Raw genomic sequence first — 18,811 nt, 5'->3', positions numbered from 1 at the left:
GCATCGCCTGCTCGGCTTCCGGGGCGCGTCCGGCTGTCATCAAACACCAAGAACCGGAGAACCGCGGGAGCACCAGTCCGGCCGATCGGCCATACGGGGGCAGACATAAGGATTGCCGGCCATAGTTGTCAACGCGTGGCCGCCCTTTCTCATCGGTGAGTTTTTCTGTCGTTCCTAAGGCCAATTCTTGGAAAGACAGAGGCAAATATTTGCATTTGTTCACTTGGCAGGGGAACGCCGCGTGGTCTATGGATGCCGCGAATTTTCCGGTGCCGCGCGTGCCTTCCGGGCATGCCCGTCCCCAGGCCGCAACCCGAGGGCGTTTCCCGCGCGCACCCGGCCTTTCAGATCCCAGGAGCCAACCCCCGTGAAACGAGCCAAAATCGTCCGCCTCGCCGCGCTTGCGATCGCAGGGGGGATGCTTCTCTCCGTGTCCGGCCCCGCCATGGCCGAGGATGCGGTGGTTGCGAAGATCAACGGACAGGAGATCCGGGAATCCGATCTCAAGCTCGTGGAAGCCGAGATCGGCCCGGAGATCGCCAGCCTGCCCGCGGACAAGCGCCGGCGGATCCTGGTCGAATTCCTGATCGAGATGCGCCTTTTTGCGGACGCCGCCGATGGAGAGAAGCTCTCGAGCGGGCCGGATTTCGAGAAGCGGCAAGCCTACTGGATCATGCGCGCCAAGCGCGATGCCTACTACGAGGCCTCCATCAAGGGCGCGATCGGCGATGGGCTGGTGCGCGGGATCTATGACGACAAGGTCAAGATGATCCCCCCCGAGGAAGAGGTCGATGCGCGCCACATCCTGGTCGAGACCGAGGCGAAGGCCGGCGAGGTCTACGACAAGGTCGGCAAGGGCGAGGACTTCGCCAAGCTCGCCGCGGACTATTCGCAGGACCCCGGCTCCAAGGCCGACGGCGGCAAGCTCGGGTATTTCACCAGAGGACAGATGGTGAAGGAGTTCGAGGACGCAGCCTTCGCCCTCAAGACGGGCGAGGTCTCGAAACCCGTGCAGAGCAAGTTCGGCTGGCACGTGATCAAGGTCGAGGACCGGCGCACGAAGCCGCTGCCGACCTACGAGGAGGTCAAGGACCAGATCGTCAACAGCATGGTGCAGCAGAAGGGCCAGCAGGTGGCGTCGGATCTGCGCGGCAAGGCCACGATCGAGTATGTCGATCCCGCCATGGCCGAGGACGTGCGCAAGGAGACGGCGATCGCGGCGGCCAAGAAGAAGCTCATGGAAGAGCAGATGAACGATCAGATGAAGAGCATGGGCGCCGAGGAGCAGAAGAAGGATTAGGCGGCCTCATCCCGTCGTGAGGGCGTCTATCAGGCCGTGGTCGGCTTATATTGGTCTCTCTGCCCATCATGGCTATTGGGCTCTCCGCCCAATGACTATCAGGCTCCGTACAATGACTGTCGGGCTCCCGGCGCTGGTGTACCCGTGCGCGGAATGCTATGCCGCAAAAAAATGCGCCAGCTTGGGAAGCACGGATGTCCAGTCAACTTGCCTTGATCATTGCCATTCTGTCGGAAGTTACCGCGACCTCTGCGTTGAAGGCGGCCGACGGGTTCCGGAACCTCTGGCCCTCGGTCGTCGTCGTGATCGGGTACGGCGCCGCCTTCTATTTTCTCTCGATCGCGCTCAGAACCATTCCGATGGGCGTGGCGTATGCCATCTGGTCCGGTATCGGCATCGTGCTGATCTCGATCGCGGGACTGATGATCTACGGGCAGAAACTCGATTTTGCGGCGCTCCTTGGCATCGCTCTCATCATCGCGGGCGTGTTCGTGCTGCAGGTGCTGTCTCAGACGGCGGGTTGATTGTCCCGCGACCTCGGGACGCCGCCGGTCCATCGTTTCGCCGCCGTCGGCTTCATCGGCCGACATCGTCGTTCTCGCCGGAGCTTCCCATGGGATCCATTGCCACGCGCTCGCCGTTCGTACCCGAGACCCTCGTCCGCCTCGCTCCCATCGACGGCGTGCGGTTTGCCACGGCCGAAGCGGGCATCCGCTATCGGGGGCGAACGGATCTGATGGTCGCGGTGCTCGCGGACGGCACGACGGTGGCCGGCGTGCTCACGCAGTCCAAGACCGCGTCGGCGCCCGTGCTCGCCTGCCGCAAGCACCTCAAGAAAGGCACGGCGCGGCTTTTGATCGTCAACTCCGGCAACGCGAATGCGTTCACCGGCAAACGTGGCCGCGAGGCCGTCGATCTCACGGTCGAGGCCGGAGCCAAGGCTGCCGATTGCACCCGCCACGACGTTTTCGTCGCGTCGACCGGGGTGATCGGCGAGCCGCTCGAAGCGGAGAAATTCGCGCATCTCATCGATGGGCTGGTCAAGAGCGCCCAGCCCGATGCCTTCGAGGCGGCGGCGCGCGCCATCATGACCACGGACACCTATCCCAAGCTCGCGACGCGCAAGGCGCTCATCGGCGACGTCGAGGTGACGATCAACGGCTTCTGCAAGGGCGCCGGGATGATCGCGCCCGACATGGCGACGATGCTCTGCTTCATCTTCACGGATGCCGCGATCGCCGCCGAGCCGCTGCAGGCGCTGCTCGACGAGCATGTCGAGACGACGTTCAACGCGATGACGGTGGACGGCGACACCTCGACCAGCGACACGTGCCTCGTGTTCGCGACGGGAGCGGCTCGGGCGCGCGGGCAAGAGCCCGTGACAAAGGTCGGGTCGAAGAAGCTCAGGGCCTTTTCGGCGGCGCTGCACGATCTGATGCAGGATCTCGCCATCCAGGTGGCGAAGGACGGCGAGGGGCTGTCGAAGTTCGTCACCTTCGTCGTCGAGGGGGCGGAGAGCGCCGCGGCGGCGCGCAGGATCGCGCTTTCGTGTGCCAACTCGCCGATCCTCAAGACGGCGATCGCGGGCGAGGATCCCAATTGGGGCCGCGTCGTGATGGCGGTCGGAAAATCGGGGGAGGCGGCGGACCGCGATGCGCTCTCGATCTGGTTCGGCGATCATTGCGTGGCGCGGGATGGCGAGCGGGCCGCCGACTATAGCGAGCCGGCGGTCGCGGCCTATATGAAGAACCGCGAGATCGTGATCCGCATCAACGTCGGCGTGGGCGAAGCGTCGGGACACGTGTGGACGTGTGACCTCACGCACGACTACGTGTCGATCAACGCGGACTATCGCAGCTAGAAAAAAGGAGGCGGCCCGTGACCCCCGACTTCTGGATCGAGCGCTGGCAAAACGGCGAGATCGGATTTCATCAGACGTCCGGCAACGATCTCCTGCCGGCGCACTGGCCGGCGCTCGGCTTCGCGCCGGAGGGCGCGGTGCTCGTGCCGCTCTGCGGGAAGAGCCTCGACATGGCTTGGCTTGCCGCTTTGGGCTACCGGGTGGTCGGTGTCGAGCTGTCGCCGCTCGCGGTCGACGATTTCTTCCGCGAGCAAGGCGTCGCGGCGGACACGCGCTCGGTCGGGCCGTTCACGGTGCGCACGGCCGGGCCGATCACCATCTGGTGCGGCGATATCTTCGCACTGCCTGCCGAGGCGGTGGCGGGTGTGACGGCCGTCTACGACCGTGCGGCGCTGGTGGCGTTCCCGCCGAGCCTGCAGGCGCGCTATGTGCAAACGCTCCGCCGCCTCGTGCCGGCCGCGCCGATGCTGCTGATCTCCCTCTCGTACCCCGACGGGCAGATCGCAGGCCCGCCCTTCTCCACGTCGCTCGCGCAGGTGACGGAGCTCTTCGGACGCGATTACGACATCGGCATCTGCGAGACGCGCGACGGTCTCGCGCAGAGCCCCAACCTCACCCGGCGCGGCGTCACCGCGCTCGATGAGGCGGCCTACGTGCTGCGGCCCAAAGGCGGATGATCTGCCGCAACGGCTGGATGCACAGCTTTCGGCGTCGTGAGCGCTGAAGCTTGCGTGGATCCCGGCCGTCCCTGCGGAGCATGGCTCCGCCCGTCCATGCGCAGCATGGCTCCGCCATGACGCTGGGATGACGTCGTCATTGTGGAATGCAGCAGCCCAACCTCACCGTCACTCCGGCGAAGGCCGGAGCCCAGACCCGCGTCCGCGGGCCGAGGCGCTGTTTCCACCTGAAACGGAAGCGCTCTAAGCGAGCTCCGCAAATGAACCGTTTCATGCAAGTGCGTCAGGGGCGGAGCGGATGGCGTCGTAGACGAGATGCAGGTCGGCGGCGGTCGTGCAGTAGGGCGGCATCACGTAGATCGTATTGCCGAGCGGGCGCAGCAGCACACCGCGATCGAGAAAGTGCGCGCGTAGCGCGGGGCCGGCCGCGGCGAGATAACCGCCGTCGGGGACCTTTACGTCCACCGCGGCGATGGTGCCGAGCCGGCGCGGGTTCATAAACCTCGGGTCATCCGCCAATGCGGCGAGGCTCTCTTCCTGGAGGCGCTCGAGCGTGGCGATGCGCTCGAGGACGGGCTCCGTCTCCCAGATCGTCAGGTTGGCAAGCGCCGCGGCGCAGCACACGGGATTGGCCGTATAGCTCGACGAATGAAAGAACGTGCGCGACCGGTCCTCAGAATAGTGCGCTTCGAAGATGCGGGGCGTGGCAAGGGTCGCGGCGAGGGGCAGCGATCCGCCGGTGAGGCCCTTGGCGAGGCAGAGGATGTCGGGCGCGACCCGGGCCTGCTCGCAGGCGAACAGCGTGCCGGTGCGGCCCCATCCGGTCATCACCTCGTCGGCGATGAAGAGCGCGCCGTGACCCTCGCAGATGCGCTTCATCTCGGCCAGCGTCCCGGCGCCGTAGATCAGCATGCCGCCGGCACCCGTAATCAAGGGCTCGGCGATGAAGGCGGCGAGTGGGGCCTCGCGGGCGGCGGCCTCGAGGGCGTCGAGCGTCTCCTGCTCGCGGCCCGCGTACGGGAACGGAATGCGCACCACGTCGAACAGCAGCGGCTCGTAGGCGGCGTTGAAGACGCCGCGGCTGCCGGCCGACATGGTGCCGACGGTGTCGCCGTGATAGCCGTGGTCGAGGGCGGCGATCCGCGTTCTGGGCTCGCCGATGTTGCGCCAGTAGCCGAGCGCCATCTTGAGCGCCACCTCGACCGCCGTCGATCCGCTGTCGGAAAAGAAGACGTGGGCCAGGCCGCACGGCGCCCGGCCGATGAGCTTGCTCGCTACCTTCTCGGCGGGATCGTGGGTGAAGCCCGCAAAGATCACCTGGTCGAGCCTGTCGATCTGCTCGTGGATGGCGGCGACGATCGGCGCGTAGCGATGGCCGTGCGTCACGACCCACCACGACGAGATCGCGTCCAGGATGCGGCGACGGTCGCGGGTCTCGAGCCAGGCGCCTTCGCCGCGGACGATCGGGATTGGATCGGGCTCGACGGCGTGCTGCGTGAAGGGGTGCCAAAGGGTCGTGCGCGCCATCAGCGGAAGTCCTCGACGCGGAAGCCTGCCGCGAAGGCGGCTGCCAGCTTGGCCGGCGTCAGCGTGTCGAGCAGCGGCAGGCGGCCCAGGCGTCGGACGTTGCCCATCTCGGTGATGGTGCGCTCGGTGTCGGCGATCTCCTCGCCGACGAAGGCGATGCCGAGGATCGGGATGTTGCGGCCGTTCAGCGCCTCGATGGAGAGCAGGCTGTGGTTGATGGTGCCGAGCGCGGTGCGGGCGACCAGCACGACGGGGAGGCGCCACCAGGCGAAGAGGTCGATCATCAGCGCCTGCCGATTGAGAGGCACCATGAGGCCGCCCGCGCCTTCGACGACGAGGGGGCCGCTGACCTCGGGAAGGCCGAGCCTGGAGAGGCTGATCTCGATCTCTTCGGCTTCCGCAGCGCGGTGGGGCGAGGCCGGCATCGCGAGCCGATAGGCTTCGGGCAGGATGCGATCGGGCGCGAGGCCGGCGAGCTCCTGCACGCGGGTGCTGTCGCCGCCGTCGGCGAGGCCGCACTGGATCGGCTTCCAGTAGGTCGCCTGAAGCGCGCCCGCGAGTGCGGCCGCGAAGACGGTCTTGCCGACGCCGGTGTCCGTTCCCGTAACGATGAGGCCCTGCGTCATGCTCGTGGGGCTCCTGCTCTTCGCCAGAGAGAGCTTTTGCGCCGGTTCGAGACGTGGCTGGATCCCGGCCTTCGCCGGGATGACGGTAGAAGATGAGCGCGCGGAGCGCCTACTCGCAACGTCACCCCGACGGAGGTCGGGGTCCAGATACTTCTGCTGTCGGTATTGAGTGTTCGGGCAGCTTCGTGCCCTGTGAAAATGGCGCGGCAAGGCCTCACATCAGGACTCTGAGGTTGCGTCATGCCGGCACCTGCTCGAGGAGTGCGGCGAGCGTGTCGAGCAGGCGGGCGGTGGCGTCCTCGCCGGCGTTGAGGGTGAGAGAGATGCGCAGGCGCGCGGTGCCTTCGGGCACGGTCGGCGGGCGCACGGCGCGCACGTCGAAGCCGCCGGCAACGAGGGCCCTGGCGATCGAGACGGCGCGCTCGTCGGTGCCCAGGATCACGGGCTGGATGTGGGAGCCCGAAGGCGTGATCGTGCAGCGGCGCTCGAGCGCGCGGCCGGCGAAGGCGACGAGGTTTGCCAGGCGCTCGCGGCGGCCGGGGTCGTCGTGCACGATGCGGAGTGCCGCGCGCACGGTGGCGGCCATCAGCGGCGACGGGGCGGTGGCATAGATGAAGGCGCGCGCGCGGTTGACGAGGTAATCGCGGACGAGGCGCGGAGCGAGCAGCAGCGCGCCGCTGGCGCCGAGCGCCTTGCCGCAGGTGTGGAGCGAGATGACGTCGGGCGCGCCTTCGAGCGCATGGGCGAGGCCGCGACCGTCCGGTCCCAACACGCCCGTTGCGTGGGCCTCGTCGACGACGAGCATGCCGTCGTGGCGCCGGGCAATGGCGATGAGGTCCGCGAGCGGCGCGCGGTCGCCGTCCATGGAATAGAGGCTTTCGACGGCGATCCAGGGGCGACCCGTGCCGCCTTCGGACCGCCAGCGCCCGATGGCGTCGTCGAAGGCCTGGGCGTCGTTGTGTGCGGCCGCGACCGTAGCGGCCTTGCCGGCGCGCATGCCGTCGATGACGCTGGCGTGGATCAGCGCGTCGTGCACGACGAGGTCGTTTCGCGCGGGCAGCGTCGAGAAGAGCGCGTAGTTGGCGAGGAAGCCGCCGCCGAAGTAAAGGCAGCTCTCCGCGCCGAAGAACGCCTGCGCCTCGGCCTCCAAGGCCTCGTGCTCGGGGTCGTTGCCGCGCAGAAGCCGCGAGCCGCCGGCGCCCACGGCAACGCCGCGGTCGAGCGCGCGGGCGACGGCTTCGGCCAACTCGCGCGAGGCGGCGAGGCCGAGATAGTCGTTGGACGAGAAATCGACGCCGCTGCGGGGGCTCAAGGCCCGCAGGCGTCCCCGCCGCTCGAGCGCCTTCAGCGCCCGCTCGTGGCTGTCTGACATGATGCGGTTCCGGAGCAGCCGCAGCCGGCATGCTCCGTGTCTGCTTCGGTCTCCGGCGTGGCGCCGGCCTCGGTCTCAAGCGGCATCGGCTCAAGGCCGAGCTTGCGGAACAGCGCCTGATCCTTGTCCTCGCCGGGGTTGTCGGCCGTGAGCAGAGTGTCGCCGCAGAAGATCGAGTTGGCGCCCGCGAAGAAGCAGAGGGCCTGGGTCTCCTCGCTCATCTCGGTGCGCCCCGCGGAGAGACGCACGAACGAAGCCGGCATCATGATGCGGGCGAGCGCGATGATGCGCACGAAGGCGATGGGATCCACCTTCTCGCGATCCTCGAGCGGCGTGCCCGGGATCGGGATCAGCATGTTGATCGGCACGCTCTCGGGGTGCTCGTCGAGGTTGGCGAGCGTCACCAGCATGTCGATGCGATCCTCGACGGTCTCGCCGAGGCCGACGATGCCGCCCGAGCAGACCTTGATGCCCGCTTCGCGCACGCGGGCCAGCGTGTCGAGCCGGTCGGCGAACGTGCGCGTCTTGACGATCTCGGAATAATAGCGCTCGGAGGTGTCGATGTTGTGATTGTAGTAGTCGAGGCCGGCATCCTTGAGCTTCACGACGTCGTCGTCGGAGAGCATGCCGAGCGTCATGCAGGTCTCCATGCCGAGCGCGCTTACGCCTTCGACCATGGCGACGACGGTGTCCATGTCGCGGCTCTTGGGCGAGCGCCAGGCCGCACCCATGCAGTAGCGGGTCGCGCCCTGGGCCTTGGCTTTCCGCGCCTCGTCGAGGACGCGCTCGACCTCCATGAGCTTCGACGCCTTGAGGCCGGTGCCCGCTGCGTGGTGGGCGGACTGGCTGCAGTAGCCGCAGTCCTCGGCGCAGCCGCCGGTTTTAATGGAGAGCAGGCGCGCGAGCTGGACCTTGTTGGGGTCGAAGTGGCGCCGCTGGACGGTCGCGGCCCGGAACAGGAGATCGTTGAAAGGCAGGTCGTGGATCGCCTGCGCCTCGGCCCGGGTCCAGTCGTGGCGGACCGGCTCGGAGGCGCTGGCAGGCATCTGGACGACGTGAACGTTCATCGAGGGCTCTCTCCGGCTGGCGATCCTCGATGTTTGCACTGCGAAGGGACGGGACGGCAAGGCCCATTTGCGGACCAGCTACGACTCCGGCGCCGCAACACCGGAGAATTTTAAGGATGGATTGTCAACCATAACAGAGCAATGGCGGCTTGCGCTCGTGCGAGAGCGGTGGAAGGCTCCGTTCCGGCTCGTTTGCGATTCTGGCCGATCGACGGTGGAGACGCTGAGCCAAAGGGGAGACGACCATGGATCTGACACAACTGCTCATCCAAGCCGCAAGCGGCGCGATCGGCGGCAACGCCGCGGCCGCCGTTACCAAGAACGATTCTCTCGGGACGCTCGGCAATACCATCGCCGGCGCGCTGGGCGGCGGGATCGTCGGCCAGCTGCTGGGTTCGCTGCTCGGCCTCGGCGGCGCGGCCGCGACCTCGGGCCTCGATGTCAACGCCGTCGTCAACGGCTTTGCCACGGGCGGCGTCGGCGGTGCGGTCACCGCGCTTGTGCTCGGTATCATCAAGCTCAAGCTCGTCGGCTGATCCTCAGCTCACTCCCGGCACACCCCGCGCGGGGTGTGCCGGCCGCGCTCTTCCCTGCGATCGGGTTTCCCTGCGGCCCGGCTGGCGCCTTTGCGGGCGATGATGGCGGCAGCTGCGGTGTGCGTCCGCCTTGAAATCGGCCGGCGCGCGACTGCAGCGCTATGCCCGGCGGACCAGGGACGCCGGCGTCCGAGTCTCAGCCGCCGGGTTCGTTTTGAGGGGCGGCATGCTGCCGAGGGTGGCGTGCGTTTCGCGGGCGGCCCGATGGCGCGCGTGGGAAGTGAGCGGCGCGCGGGCAGCGGCCTTATCGGTCACTCGGCGGCCGCGTGCCGCCAAGCGCCTCTCTCGCGACGGAGGCCGCGGCGACACGTCGCATCAGGCCGTCGCGACAGCCTCGTGGCGCTTGGCGTTGAACAGCGCGGGTTGGTTTCGAGCCTTCGCAACGATCTCCGAAGCACGATTCTGCATCCCTTTAGCGCGCTTGGATCATCCACTTACGGCGCTTGATGCAGCAACCCTTGGAAATCATCGCTGTATCCGAGAAGGCGGCTCGAAGCGTCAATACTTATCAACATTTCGTTATTGTCCTCCTCTTATAGAATTGATTCTGATCATTTGCATTCGGGGCAAGCCGTGCCTACGCTTGGCCCAGCAATCATGAGATCAGGGCCAAGTCCCCTGGTCCGCGTATTAAGGGAGTAGATGCGATGGCGATGGGGCACCCCACGGATTTCGATCCGAACATATTCGGACCCTTCGGACCGATGGTCCAGAGCTGCGTCACGGCCTTCGAGAGCATGGGTCTGCTGCAGGCCGATGCCAACGGAGCGGTGCCGCAACGGTTGAGCGCTCCGGTCAAAGCCGCGGCGCGTTGCCAACTAGAGGTCTGCGGGCTCGCGAACCGGCGGACGCAAGCCTACCTGCAAATTCCGGCACGCCTTGCGCAATGCCGCTCTCCGCAAGACCTCATGAACGAGCAGATGGCCTTCTGGCGTACGGCCGCCGAGCAGTATGGCGAGACCTACCGCAAGATCTTCGACACGTGGGCGGGCACCGACGTCTGGATCTACTCGAACGGACGGCCGGGCGTTGCAGAGCGCGACTACATCACTTTCAACGGCGCCAAGGACAGCGCGCCTCAGCGGAGCGAGCCGACGGTCGGCAAGCCGCAGCGCCGCGTCGCCTAGTCGCGCGCTTTACATCGCGACACTCATCAAGCGCCCGGTGCCTGTAGGCTCCGGGCGTTTCCGTGTGCGGAGGTCTGCAGCCGATGCGGAGCGAAAGAGCGTCCCTTCGCTCCCGTCGTTGCGCGGCATGATCTCTCCTCAAGCACGCTGCCTTAACCCCTGAGCGGCGCGATCCTTTGCGCCGCCGGTTGCGGCCGCGCGACCATCCCCGCGTCAATGCCCATCCGTACGCCGCAACCTAGTTGAGCGCGCTCAACCCGTCGCCGAAGCCCGCGAGAGAGATCGGGATGCCAATGCCGGCTTCCTCGGTCTGGAAGATGATGAAGATCGCCGTCTTGCCGGTCTTCAGCCGGTCGATCAGCTTGTCGTCGACCGTCACCTGGGCATAGCAGGCGAAGGTGTGACAGCGCAGGAACGGTGCGTGGCCGATGTCGGCGCCGTCGACTTTGAGGCCGATGCCCGGCGGCAGCAGCACGCCGACCGGCGCAAACACGCGCAGCACCTTCGTGCCGTTCGAGAACTTCTGGAAATAGATGGTTAGGCCGACGTTCTTGCGGTCTTCGGCCGTCACGCTCTGAACCAGCGCGCAGACCTCGTTCTTGGCGCCCGCCGGGGGCGGCTTGCAGACGTACTGCCAGTCGCCGTACTGGCCTTTCACCTCGCCCTCGAACTGCTGCTGCAACGCGGCCTGTTTCGCATCCTGAGCCATGACCGCCGCGGGAAGCACCGCCAGCACCGCGCCTAGCGCAGCACACAAGATGCCGAGCCTGTTGCGCCGGGCGTTGCTCGCGAGCCGTACCGGACTGCCGTCAGAGAATGCCATGAGAATCGAAATGCCCTCGATGAGCCGCGATCGCACGGCGCCTAACGACTGCAAACCACCGGTGCGTCCTGACCGCGCTCCGTTCGTCTCGGTGAGAAAAAGGGCTAAAGTGCGACTCTCTTACGAGGCCCGCGTACGTCTCTTTTTGCGTCTGAAACGGCTCTTTTTGGCTGATGTATATCAGTATTTAGAGCAGGCGCATGGTGCAATGCAAAACCGTCGTCTGCGTCTTCCGTGATGACAACGCGTGGTTATGACGCAGAAAACTTGACTTGAGACAAGATTGAAGATTGTGCTGTGTGTCGGTGTGGGGGACTCCGACGTTGCCGCGCGCGCTCCAGATGGCGAGTGCAGCGAAACGCGGCTTTCGGATCGTCCTCGCCGAATCGGCGGCACGCCGGGCAGGAACGGTCGGCAGGTCGAACGACCGACATCAGGGAGATATCCGGCAGCTGTTGCCGGGATACGGATCGGGGAGCGGATGATGCTGAAATGGATTTTCAAGTGCATGCCTCAGACGGCGCTGGCCGGGCTCATGGCCTTGCTTCTGGCGCCGGGGGCGGCCATGGCCAACGCCGGGTTGGGGCATGCCCTGCCGGGCCAGATGGGCCTGCAGGAAGCCGCTTCGCCGATCGCGCATGAGCTGCACAGCTTCTACAATCTGACCAACACCATCATCATCGCCATCGCCATCTTCGTCCTGATCCTGCTCCTCTATGTGATGTTCCGCTTCAACGAGCGGCGCAATTCGACGCCGAGCACGACCACGCATCACACGCTGCTTGAGGTCGCCTGGACCGTGATCCCCATCCTGATCCTGGTGGTGATCGCCATTCCCTCGTTCAAGCTTCTGATGAACCAGTTCACCTATCCGAAGCCCGATCTCACCATCAAGGCGATCGGCAACGCCTGGTTCTGGGAGCACGAATATCCCGATTACGGCAACTTCACGATCACCTCGAACATGCTGACCGACGAAGAGGTGGCCGAGCGCGAGCAGAAGGGCATTCCTTCGCCGCGGCTGCTCTCGGTCGACAACGAGATCGTCGTGCCGGTCAACAAGGTCGTGCACGTGCTCGTGACCTCGAACGACGTCATCCACAACTGGACCATCCCGTCGTTCGCGTCGAAGACGGATGCCGTGCCCGGCCGGATCACCGCGACGTGGTTCGAGGCCGAGAGGGAAGGCATGTTCTACGGCCAGTGCTCGGAGCTGTGCGGACTGAACCACGCGTTCATGCCGATTGCGGTGCGCGTCGTCTCCGAGAGCGTGTTCAACGAGTGGGCCGGCGCCATGCAGGCCAAGGACAAGAAGAAAGCGCGCGAAATCCTCGACAAGGTCGCCCTCGAGCAGGCCGGTCACAAGACCGTCGCCGACAGCTCCTCGTCGCAAGCGCGCTAAGCAGCGGGCGTCGCCCCCCGGAGGGCGCGACGGCCAACTGGAACTGAGAATGGAAACACCCAGGTCAACAAGGGTTTCGAACAATGGGTAGCACCGCACACGCCGGCCACGACGCTCACGATCACGCCCCAACCGGGCTGCGTCGCTGGCTGTTCTCCACGAACCACAAAGACATCGGCACGATGTACTTGATCTTCGCCATGATCACGGGGCTGATCGGCGGAGGGTTGTCGGTGGTGATGCGTCTCGAGCTCGCCGAGCCGGGCATGCAGTACTTCTCCAACCCGCACATGTTCAACGTGTTCGTGACCAGCCATGGTCTCATCATGGTGTTCTTCATGGTCATGCCGGCGACAATGGGCGGGTTCGGCAACTGGTTCGTGCCGCTCATGATCGGCGCGCCGGACATGGCGTTCCCGCGCATGAACAACATCTCGTTCTGGCTGCTACCGGTCGCCTTCACGCTGCTCCTCATCTCGATGTTCGTCGAGGGGCCGAGCGGCATGCACGGCCTCGGCTCGGGCTGGACGCTCTATGCGCCGCTCTCGACGGCGGGCCATCCGGGACCAGCGGTAGACTTTGCGATTCTCTCGCTTCACGTGGCGGGTGCCTCGTCGATCCTCGGCGCCATCAACTTCATCACCACCATCTTCAACATGCGCGCACCGGGCATGACGCTGCACAAGATGCCGCTGTTCGCCTGGTCGGTGCTGATCACCGCGTTCCTGCTGCTTCTCTCGCTGCCGGTGTTCGCGGGCGCCATCACCATGCTGCTCACGGACCGTAACTTCGGCACGACGTTCTTCGCGCCGGCTGGCGGTGGCGATCCGGTGCTCTACCAGCATCTGTTCTGGTTCTTCGGCCACCCCGAGGTCTACATCCTGATCCTGCCGGGCTTCGGCATGATCAGCCACATCGTGTCGACCTTCTCGAAGAAGCCGGTGTTCGGCTATCTCGGCATGGCCTACGCCATGGTCGCCATCGGCCTCGTCGGCTTCATCGTGTGGGCGCACCACATGTATACGGCCGGCATTTCGGTCAACACGCAGGCCTACTTCGTGTTCGCGACGATGGTCATCGCCGTTCCGACGGGCGTGAAGATCTTCTCGTGGATCGCGACCATGTGGGGCGGGTCGATCCAGTTCAAGCTGCCCATGATCTGGGCCTTGGGCTTCATCATCCTGTTCACGGTCGGCGGCGTGACGGGCGTCATGCTGGCGAACGCGGGCGTCGACCGCGCGCTCCACGACACCTACTACGTCGTCGCGCACTTCCATTACGTGCTGTCGCTCGGAGCCGTGTTCTCGATCTTCGCGGGCTACTACTACTGGTTCCCGAAGATGACCGGCTACATGTACTCGGACTTCTGGGGCAAGCTGCACTTCTGGATCACCTTCATCGGCGCCAACGTGCTGTTCTTCCCGCAGCACTTCCTGGGCCTTGCCGGCATGCCGCGCCGCTACGTCGACTATCCGGATGCCTACGCATTCTGGAACCACGTCTCGTCGATCGGCTCGTATATGACGGCCGTCGGTACGCTCTGCTTCTTCATCGGCGTGTTCGTTGCGCTGGCCCGCAAGGTGCCGGCCGGCAACAATCCGTGGGGCGCGGGCGCGACGACGCTCGAGTGGACGCTGCCGTCTCCGCCGGCGTTCCATTCGTTCGAGACGCTGCCGCGTATCTCGGGCAGCTCGCACCACTAGGCGAGCCCCGCGAGACGGCGGAGTGATGCTCCACCGTCCGGCGATAGAACCACGCGGCGGGTGCACCGCACCCGCCGCGCCTTCAGGGCCGCAACGCAGAATTGCGCGCCTCAAACGAGCGGGGGCAACCCGCGGCGGGAGGATGGGAGACGATGAAGGAACTGACAGCCGAAGGCGCACTCACGGACGCCGTCACCAGCACCGAGCCCTCGGTCGGGGATTTTATCGAGCTCATGAAGCCGCGGGTGATGTCGCTCGTGGTGTTCACCTCGCTCGCGGGCCTGTTCGCCGCGCCAGGCACGCTGCATCCGGTTCTCGCCGCAATCGCGATCCTTTGCATCGCGGTCGGTGCGGGCGCGTCGGGTGCACTGAATATGTGGTATGACGCAGACATCGACGCGCGCATGGCGCGCACGGCCGCACGCCCCATTCCGCGCGGGCGCGTCACCGCCGAGGAGGCGCTGGCGTTCGGCTCGGTGCTCTCCGTCATGTCGGTCGTGACGCTCGGCGTGCTCGTCAACTGGGTGGCCGGCGTGCTGCTGGCGCTGACGATCGCCTATTACGTCTTCTTCTACACCATGTGGCTCAAGCGGCGGACGCCGCAGAACATCGTCATCGGCGGCGCCGCGGGCTCGTTCCCGCCGATGATCGGGTGGGCGGCCGCGACGGGAACGGTGACGATCGAAAGCGTGCTCCTGTTCCTCATCATCTTCATGTGGACGCCGCCGCATTTCTGGGCGCTGGCGCTCTATCGCTGCCGCGACTACGAGCGCGTCGGCGTGCCGATGCTGCCCGTCGTCGCCGGGGGTGACGAGACGCGGCGGCAGATCCTCCTCTATTCGCTGGTGCTCGTGCCGCTGGCGGTCGCGCCCTATTTCATTGGGCTCGGGGGCGTCGTCTACCTGGCCACCTCGGTCGTGCTCGGGCTCGTGTTCCTGTATCTCGCCTCCAAGGTGTGGCGGATCCGGGAAGGGCGCGAAGCCGATCATGCGGCCAAGCAACTGTTCGGGTTCTCGATCCTCTATCTCTTCCTCCTGTTCGCAGTGATCCTCGGCGAGCATCTCGCAACAAAGATCGTAGGCGCATGAGGACGATCGACATCGAAAGGGACGAGGTGGCAGCGGTGAACGGCCCCGACGAGGAAGCCAGGCGCATCCGGCGGCAGCGTTTGCGGTCGACGGCGATCGCGTTCGGGCTCGCGTTCCTCGTGCTTCTGTTCTACGCGGCGACGATCGTGCGCATGGGCGGGCAACCGACGGCGGTCGGCGGGTTCGGGCCAGGCGCACAAAGCGGCGAGGCCACGCGCGGCGCTGAGCCCCAGGGCGGTCCGCCATGAACCGGGGGCGCAACGGAACGGTCGTGCTCTGGTGCGTCGGCGCTCTCGTCATGATGGGTGCTGCAACCTGGGCTGCGGTGCCGCTCTACCGCATCTTCTGCCAGGTCACGGGCTACGGCGGCACGCCCATGCGGGCGGAAAAAGCCCCCGACGCCGTTTCCGACCGCACCATGGTCGTCCGCTTCGACGCCAACGTGACGCCCGGCATGCCGTGGGACTTCCAGCCGGTGCAGCGCACGATGGTGGTCAGGCTCGGCGAGACGGCGCTCGCCGTCTACAAGGCGCACAATACCTCGCAGGAGACGATCAAGGGCACGGCGAGCTTCAATGTCTCGCCGGACGCCGCCGGCGCTTTCTTCGCCAAGATCGCGTGCTTCTGCTTCACCGAGCAGACGCTGGCGCCGGGCGAGAGCGTCGACATGCCTGTCTCGTTCTTCGTCGATCCGTCGATCGCCGAGGACCGCGATGCGCATGTGATCAGGGAGATCACGCTGTCCTATACGTTCTATCCCGTGGCGAGCGGCGCCAAAGCCGAAGCGCCGGCCGCCGAGACGGGGAGCGAGGGCGCGCGGCAGGGAGGCTGACGGGTTTCCGGCGCGACCGAGAGGCGGGCCGGCGGAGTTTTGTTACGAAGGACGATCCAGGCACCGTCTCGGGTTCGAGCCGGATGTCTCGGGGTAAACGAACGGGGATTTACGGAGACGAACATGGCCCAAGCGCACGGCAAGCAACACGACTATCATCTGCTCGATCCCAGCCCTTGGCCGATCGTGGCTTCGGTGTCCGCGCTGGTGACGGCGATCGGTGCCATCGTCTGGATGCGCTCTCTCGGCGAAGGCGCGACGGGCCTGTTCGGCCTCTCCGGCCCGTGGCTGTTCCTGATCGGCTTCCTCGGCCTCGTCCTCACCGCCGCGTCGTGGTGGCGCGACGTCATCGTCGAAGCCAACGAGGGCTACCACACGCCGGTCGTGCAACTCCACCTACGCTATGGCATCATCCTCTTCATCGCTTCGGAGGTGATGTTCTTCGTGGCCTGGTTCTGGGCTTACTTCGATTTCGCCCTATTCCCCGGCGACGTGCATACGTTCGACAACATGACCACGGCCGTCGGCATGGTCCAGCGGAACGAGCTGTTCGGCGGGCAGTGGCCGCCGGTTCCGGTCGATTCTACGGAAGCCGTGATCCCGGCGACCGGCGCGCCGGTCATGGGCTACTTCAAGGGCACGTTCGACCCTTGGGGCATTCCGCTGGTCAACACGCTGATCCTGCTGTCGTCGGGCGTCACGGTGACGTGGGCGCATCACGCGCTTCTCAAGAACGACCGTCGCGGTCTCGTGCTCGGCCTCGTGGCGACCGTCGTGCTCGGTATGATCTTCACGATGCTGCAGTTCTACGAGTACCAGCACGCCAACTTCACCTTCGGTGGCCACGCCTACGGCTCGGCCTTCTTCATGGCGACCGGCTTCCACGGCGCGCACGTGATCATCGGCACCATCTTCCTGCTCGTGTGCCTCATCCGCGCGATCCGGGGCGCCTTCACGCCGAAGCAGCACTTCGGCTTCGAGGCGGCAGCCTGGTACTGGCACTTCGTCGACGTGGTCTGGCTGTTCCTGTTCGCGGCCATCTACGTCTGGGGCGCCGGCGCCAACCCGGGTGCCGGGCACTAAGACAGCCGGGCGCTAAGACACAGGGGCCTTGCGCCCGTTGGATGTAAGCTTCGGGGGTCGGGACGAATGAGCCCGGCCCCTGTCATTTTTCGAGGAGGTGCCATGGGCGCAAGCGGCAGTCACGACGGGCCGGATCGCGGCATCAATCCGGTGCGGGCCGGTGTAATGGCGCGTTGCCCCCGCTGCGGGCGCGGCCCGCTGTTCCATAACGGGCTGATGCTCCGCTCCGCGTGCAGCGGGTGCGGCCTCGATTACAAGTTCATCGACACGGGCGATGGCCCGGCGGTGTTCGCGATCCTGATCCTCGGGTTCGTCGTGCTCGGCGCGGCGTTGTTCGTCGAGTTCCGCTTCGAACCGCCGGTGTGGGTGCACGTGGTGCTGTGGGGCGTGCTGACGCCGGTGCTCGCGTTCGTACTGCTCCGGTTCCTGAAGGCGATCCTCATCGCCCTGCAGTGGACCCACAAGGCCGAGGAAGGCCGGTTGGCCAAGGATTGACGGCGGGCGCATGCGATGACGGGCGAGGACACGGCGACACGGCGGACGGGATTGCGCAGCTTGATCTGGCCGGCCGCGTTGACGCTCGCGATGCTGCCCCTGCTCGTCGGGCTCGGGGTCTGGCAATTGCAGAGGCTCGCCTGGAAGGAAGGGCTGATCGCCGCCATCACCGCTGAGACCGGCAAGCCTCCGGCGCCGCTCGAAGAGCCGCCCGAAGCGTGGAAGGCGCTCGGCCAACAGGAGTATCGGCCGGTCTCGGTCGCTGGTCGCTTCCGGCATGCGGACGAGCGGCGGCTGTTTGCCACCGAGGACGGCGAGGCGGGCTGGCATATCTACACGCCGCTCGAGACGGAGGGCGGCAACATCCTGTTCGTCAACCGCGGGTTCGTTCCGGAGGCGCTCAAGGAGTCGGCAAGCCGTGCGGCAGGCGAGGTCGAGGGGCGGGTGGCGGTGCAGGGGCTCGTGCGCAAGCCTGCCGTCAGAGGCTGGTTCGATCCTGACCCCGATACGGCCCGCAACGTCTGGTATTGGCGCGATCTTGAGGCCATGGCGCGCTCGCTGCCGGAGGCGGATCGGGCGCGCGTGCTGCCGTTCTTCGTCGATGCGACGGCCGAGCCCGCCAATCCGGGGGGCTGGCCAAAAGGCGGCGTCACGCGCCTCGACATTCCGAACCGGCATCTCGAATACGCGCTGACCTGGTTCGGGCTCGCGGGCACGCTCCTCGCGGTGTTCGCGGCGTTCGCCTGGACGCGGCTGCGGGCGGCACACGCTTAATCCGCGTGCGTTGGCTTGATCCCGCGCGAGCGGGCCTTTACAGCGTTGAGGATCGGAAGCCGCAGGCGCCCGGCGGCCCTGCAACCCAGGACAGCGATCCCGTGACGTACATCTCCACCCGTGGCGAAGCGGCCGATCTGACGTTCGAGGACGTGCTTCTCGCCGGGCTCGCGCGCGACGGTGGGCTCTACGTTCCCGAGATCTGGCCGACGCTTTCGCCGGAGACCATCGCCGCCTTCGCGGGCAAGCCGTTCGCGGATGTCGCGACGGAGGTGATGGCTCCGTTCGTCGGCGCGTCCATCGATGCGGCGGCGTTGCACGCCATGGCGCGCGAGGCCTATGGCCGCTTCGATCATCCCGCGGTGACGCCGCTCGTGCAGATCGATCGCAACCGCTGGGTGCTGGAGCTGTTCCACGGGCCGACGCTGGCCTTCAAGGACGTGGCCATGCAGTTGCTC

General features: G+C 66.3%; 20 protein-coding genes and 1 pseudogene. 16 read left to right on the top strand and 5 right to left on the bottom strand.

From position 1 onward, the window contains the following. The first annotated feature begins 367 nt into the window (after positions 1-367). The 4 genes from V7082_RS06335 to V7082_RS06320 all read left to right on the top strand — a co-directional run bounded on the left by V7082_RS06335 (position 368) and on the right by V7082_RS06320 (position 3,838). Positions 368-1,300 carry a peptidylprolyl isomerase gene (locus V7082_RS06335; protein ID WP_334146879.1) on the top strand — a complete coding sequence of 311 codons (933 nt, stop codon included), beginning with the start codon at positions 368-370 and terminating at the stop codon, positions 1,298-1,300. 194 nt (positions 1,301-1,494) lie between these two features. After that, entirely contained in the window at positions 1,495-1,824 is a 330-nt protein-coding gene (locus V7082_RS06330) for a DMT family transporter (protein WP_334146878.1), read from the top strand. A gap of 89 nt (positions 1,825-1,913) precedes the next feature. Then, complete coding sequence (argJ, locus tag V7082_RS06325; RefSeq protein WP_334146876.1) at positions 1,914-3,161, top strand: bifunctional glutamate N-acetyltransferase/amino-acid acetyltransferase ArgJ; 1,248 nt, start codon at positions 1,914-1,916, stop codon at positions 3,159-3,161. 17 nt (positions 3,162-3,178) lie between these two features. Beyond that, positions 3,179-3,838, top strand: coding sequence for a thiopurine S-methyltransferase (locus tag V7082_RS06320; RefSeq protein WP_334146874.1), 660 nt, complete (start codon positions 3,179-3,181; stop codon positions 3,836-3,838). A 270-nt stretch (positions 3,839-4,108) separates the two neighbouring features. Here the strand turns inward: V7082_RS06320 and V7082_RS06315 are convergent, their stop codons facing one another. From V7082_RS06315 to bioB, 4 genes are all read right to left on the bottom strand, one after another. After that, positions 4,109-5,365 (bottom strand): adenosylmethionine--8-amino-7-oxononanoate transaminase, encoded by a 1,257-nt coding sequence (locus tag V7082_RS06315; protein WP_334146872.1) that lies wholly within the window; start codon positions 5,363-5,365, stop codon positions 4,109-4,111. Then, positions 5,365-5,991 (bottom strand): dethiobiotin synthase, encoded by a 627-nt coding sequence (bioD, locus tag V7082_RS06310; protein ID WP_334146870.1) that lies wholly within the window; start codon positions 5,989-5,991, stop codon positions 5,365-5,367. The genes V7082_RS06315 and bioD overlap by 1 nt, the downstream gene beginning before the upstream one ends. Before the next feature lie 238 nt (positions 5,992-6,229). Continuing rightward, a complete protein-coding gene (locus tag V7082_RS06305; RefSeq protein WP_334146868.1) occupies positions 6,230-7,363 on the bottom strand; it encodes an 8-amino-7-oxononanoate synthase in 1,134 nt (377 codons plus the stop codon). Further along, positions 7,336-8,430, bottom strand: a complete 1,095-nt coding sequence (bioB, locus tag V7082_RS06300; protein WP_334146866.1) for a biotin synthase BioB — start codon at positions 8,428-8,430, stop codon at positions 7,336-7,338. The genes V7082_RS06305 and bioB overlap by 28 nt, the downstream gene beginning before the upstream one ends. Before the next feature lie 245 nt (positions 8,431-8,675). Between bioB and V7082_RS06295 the strand changes: the two genes are divergently transcribed. Together V7082_RS06295 and V7082_RS06290 are read left to right on the top strand one after the other, a co-directional pair. Continuing rightward, on the top strand, positions 8,676-8,966 hold the full coding sequence (locus V7082_RS06295) for a hypothetical protein (protein ID WP_334146864.1): 291 nt from the start codon (positions 8,676-8,678) through the stop codon (positions 8,964-8,966). 707 nt (positions 8,967-9,673) lie between these two features. Then, positions 9,674-10,153, top strand: coding sequence for a phasin family protein (locus V7082_RS06290; RefSeq protein ID WP_334146862.1), 480 nt, complete (start codon positions 9,674-9,676; stop codon positions 10,151-10,153). 238 nt (positions 10,154-10,391) lie between these two features. Here the strand turns inward: V7082_RS06290 and V7082_RS06285 are convergent, their stop codons facing one another. Further along, positions 10,392-10,976, bottom strand: coding sequence for an invasion associated locus B family protein (locus tag V7082_RS06285; protein WP_334146860.1), 585 nt, complete (start codon positions 10,974-10,976; stop codon positions 10,392-10,394). Here V7082_RS06285 and V7082_RS06280 point away from each other — a divergent pair. The 10 genes and pseudogenes from V7082_RS06280 to V7082_RS06235 form a co-directional block, all read left to right on the top strand. After that, positions 10,975-11,214, top strand: coding sequence for a hypothetical protein (locus V7082_RS06280; RefSeq protein WP_334146858.1), 240 nt, complete (start codon positions 10,975-10,977; stop codon positions 11,212-11,214). The genes V7082_RS06285 and V7082_RS06280 overlap by 2 nt on opposite strands. A 246-nt stretch (positions 11,215-11,460) precedes the next feature. Then, positions 11,461-12,378: a cytochrome c oxidase subunit II gene (coxB, locus tag V7082_RS06275; RefSeq protein WP_334146856.1), complete on the top strand. Its 918-nt coding sequence runs from the start codon at positions 11,461-11,463 to the stop codon at positions 12,376-12,378. Between the two features lie 83 nt (positions 12,379-12,461). Beyond that, on the top strand, positions 12,462-14,081 hold the full coding sequence (gene ctaD / locus V7082_RS06270; protein WP_334146854.1) for a cytochrome c oxidase subunit I: 1,620 nt from the start codon (positions 12,462-12,464) through the stop codon (positions 14,079-14,081). A 152-nt stretch (positions 14,082-14,233) separates the two neighbouring features. Further along, positions 14,234-15,169: a heme o synthase gene (locus V7082_RS06265; RefSeq protein WP_334146852.1), complete on the top strand. Its 936-nt coding sequence runs from the start codon at positions 14,234-14,236 to the stop codon at positions 15,167-15,169. Further along, positions 15,166-15,417, top strand: a complete 252-nt coding sequence (locus V7082_RS06260; protein ID WP_334146850.1) for a hypothetical protein — start codon at positions 15,166-15,168, stop codon at positions 15,415-15,417. Before V7082_RS06265 ends, V7082_RS06260 begins: the two co-directional genes overlap by 4 nt. Further along, positions 15,414-16,001, top strand: a complete 588-nt coding sequence (locus V7082_RS06255) for a cytochrome c oxidase assembly protein (protein ID WP_334146848.1) — start codon at positions 15,414-15,416, stop codon at positions 15,999-16,001. The genes V7082_RS06260 and V7082_RS06255 overlap by 4 nt, the downstream gene beginning before the upstream one ends. A 123-nt stretch (positions 16,002-16,124) precedes the next feature. Next, positions 16,125-17,084: a cytochrome c oxidase subunit 3 gene (locus tag V7082_RS06250; RefSeq protein WP_334146846.1), complete on the top strand. Its 960-nt coding sequence runs from the start codon at positions 16,125-16,127 to the stop codon at positions 17,082-17,084. 102 nt (positions 17,085-17,186) lie between these two features. Continuing rightward, entirely contained in the window at positions 17,187-17,579 is a 393-nt protein-coding gene (locus V7082_RS06245; RefSeq protein ID WP_334146844.1) for a DUF983 domain-containing protein, read from the top strand. Between the two features lie 15 nt (positions 17,580-17,594). Continuing rightward, positions 17,595-18,353, top strand: a complete 759-nt coding sequence (locus V7082_RS06240) for an SURF1 family protein (RefSeq protein ID WP_334146842.1) — start codon at positions 17,595-17,597, stop codon at positions 18,351-18,353. 101 nt (positions 18,354-18,454) lie between these two features. Next, positions 18,455-18,811 (top strand): annotated as a pseudogene (locus V7082_RS06235) (threonine synthase); the annotation flags it as partial.

The organism is Hyphomicrobium sp., from assembly GCF_036833075.1.
Lineage (GTDB): Bacteria > Pseudomonadota > Alphaproteobacteria > Rhizobiales > Hyphomicrobiaceae > Hyphomicrobium_C.
The sequence above is the reverse complement of the archived record's forward strand: the minus strand, read 5'-3'. Positions and strand labels throughout refer to the sequence as shown.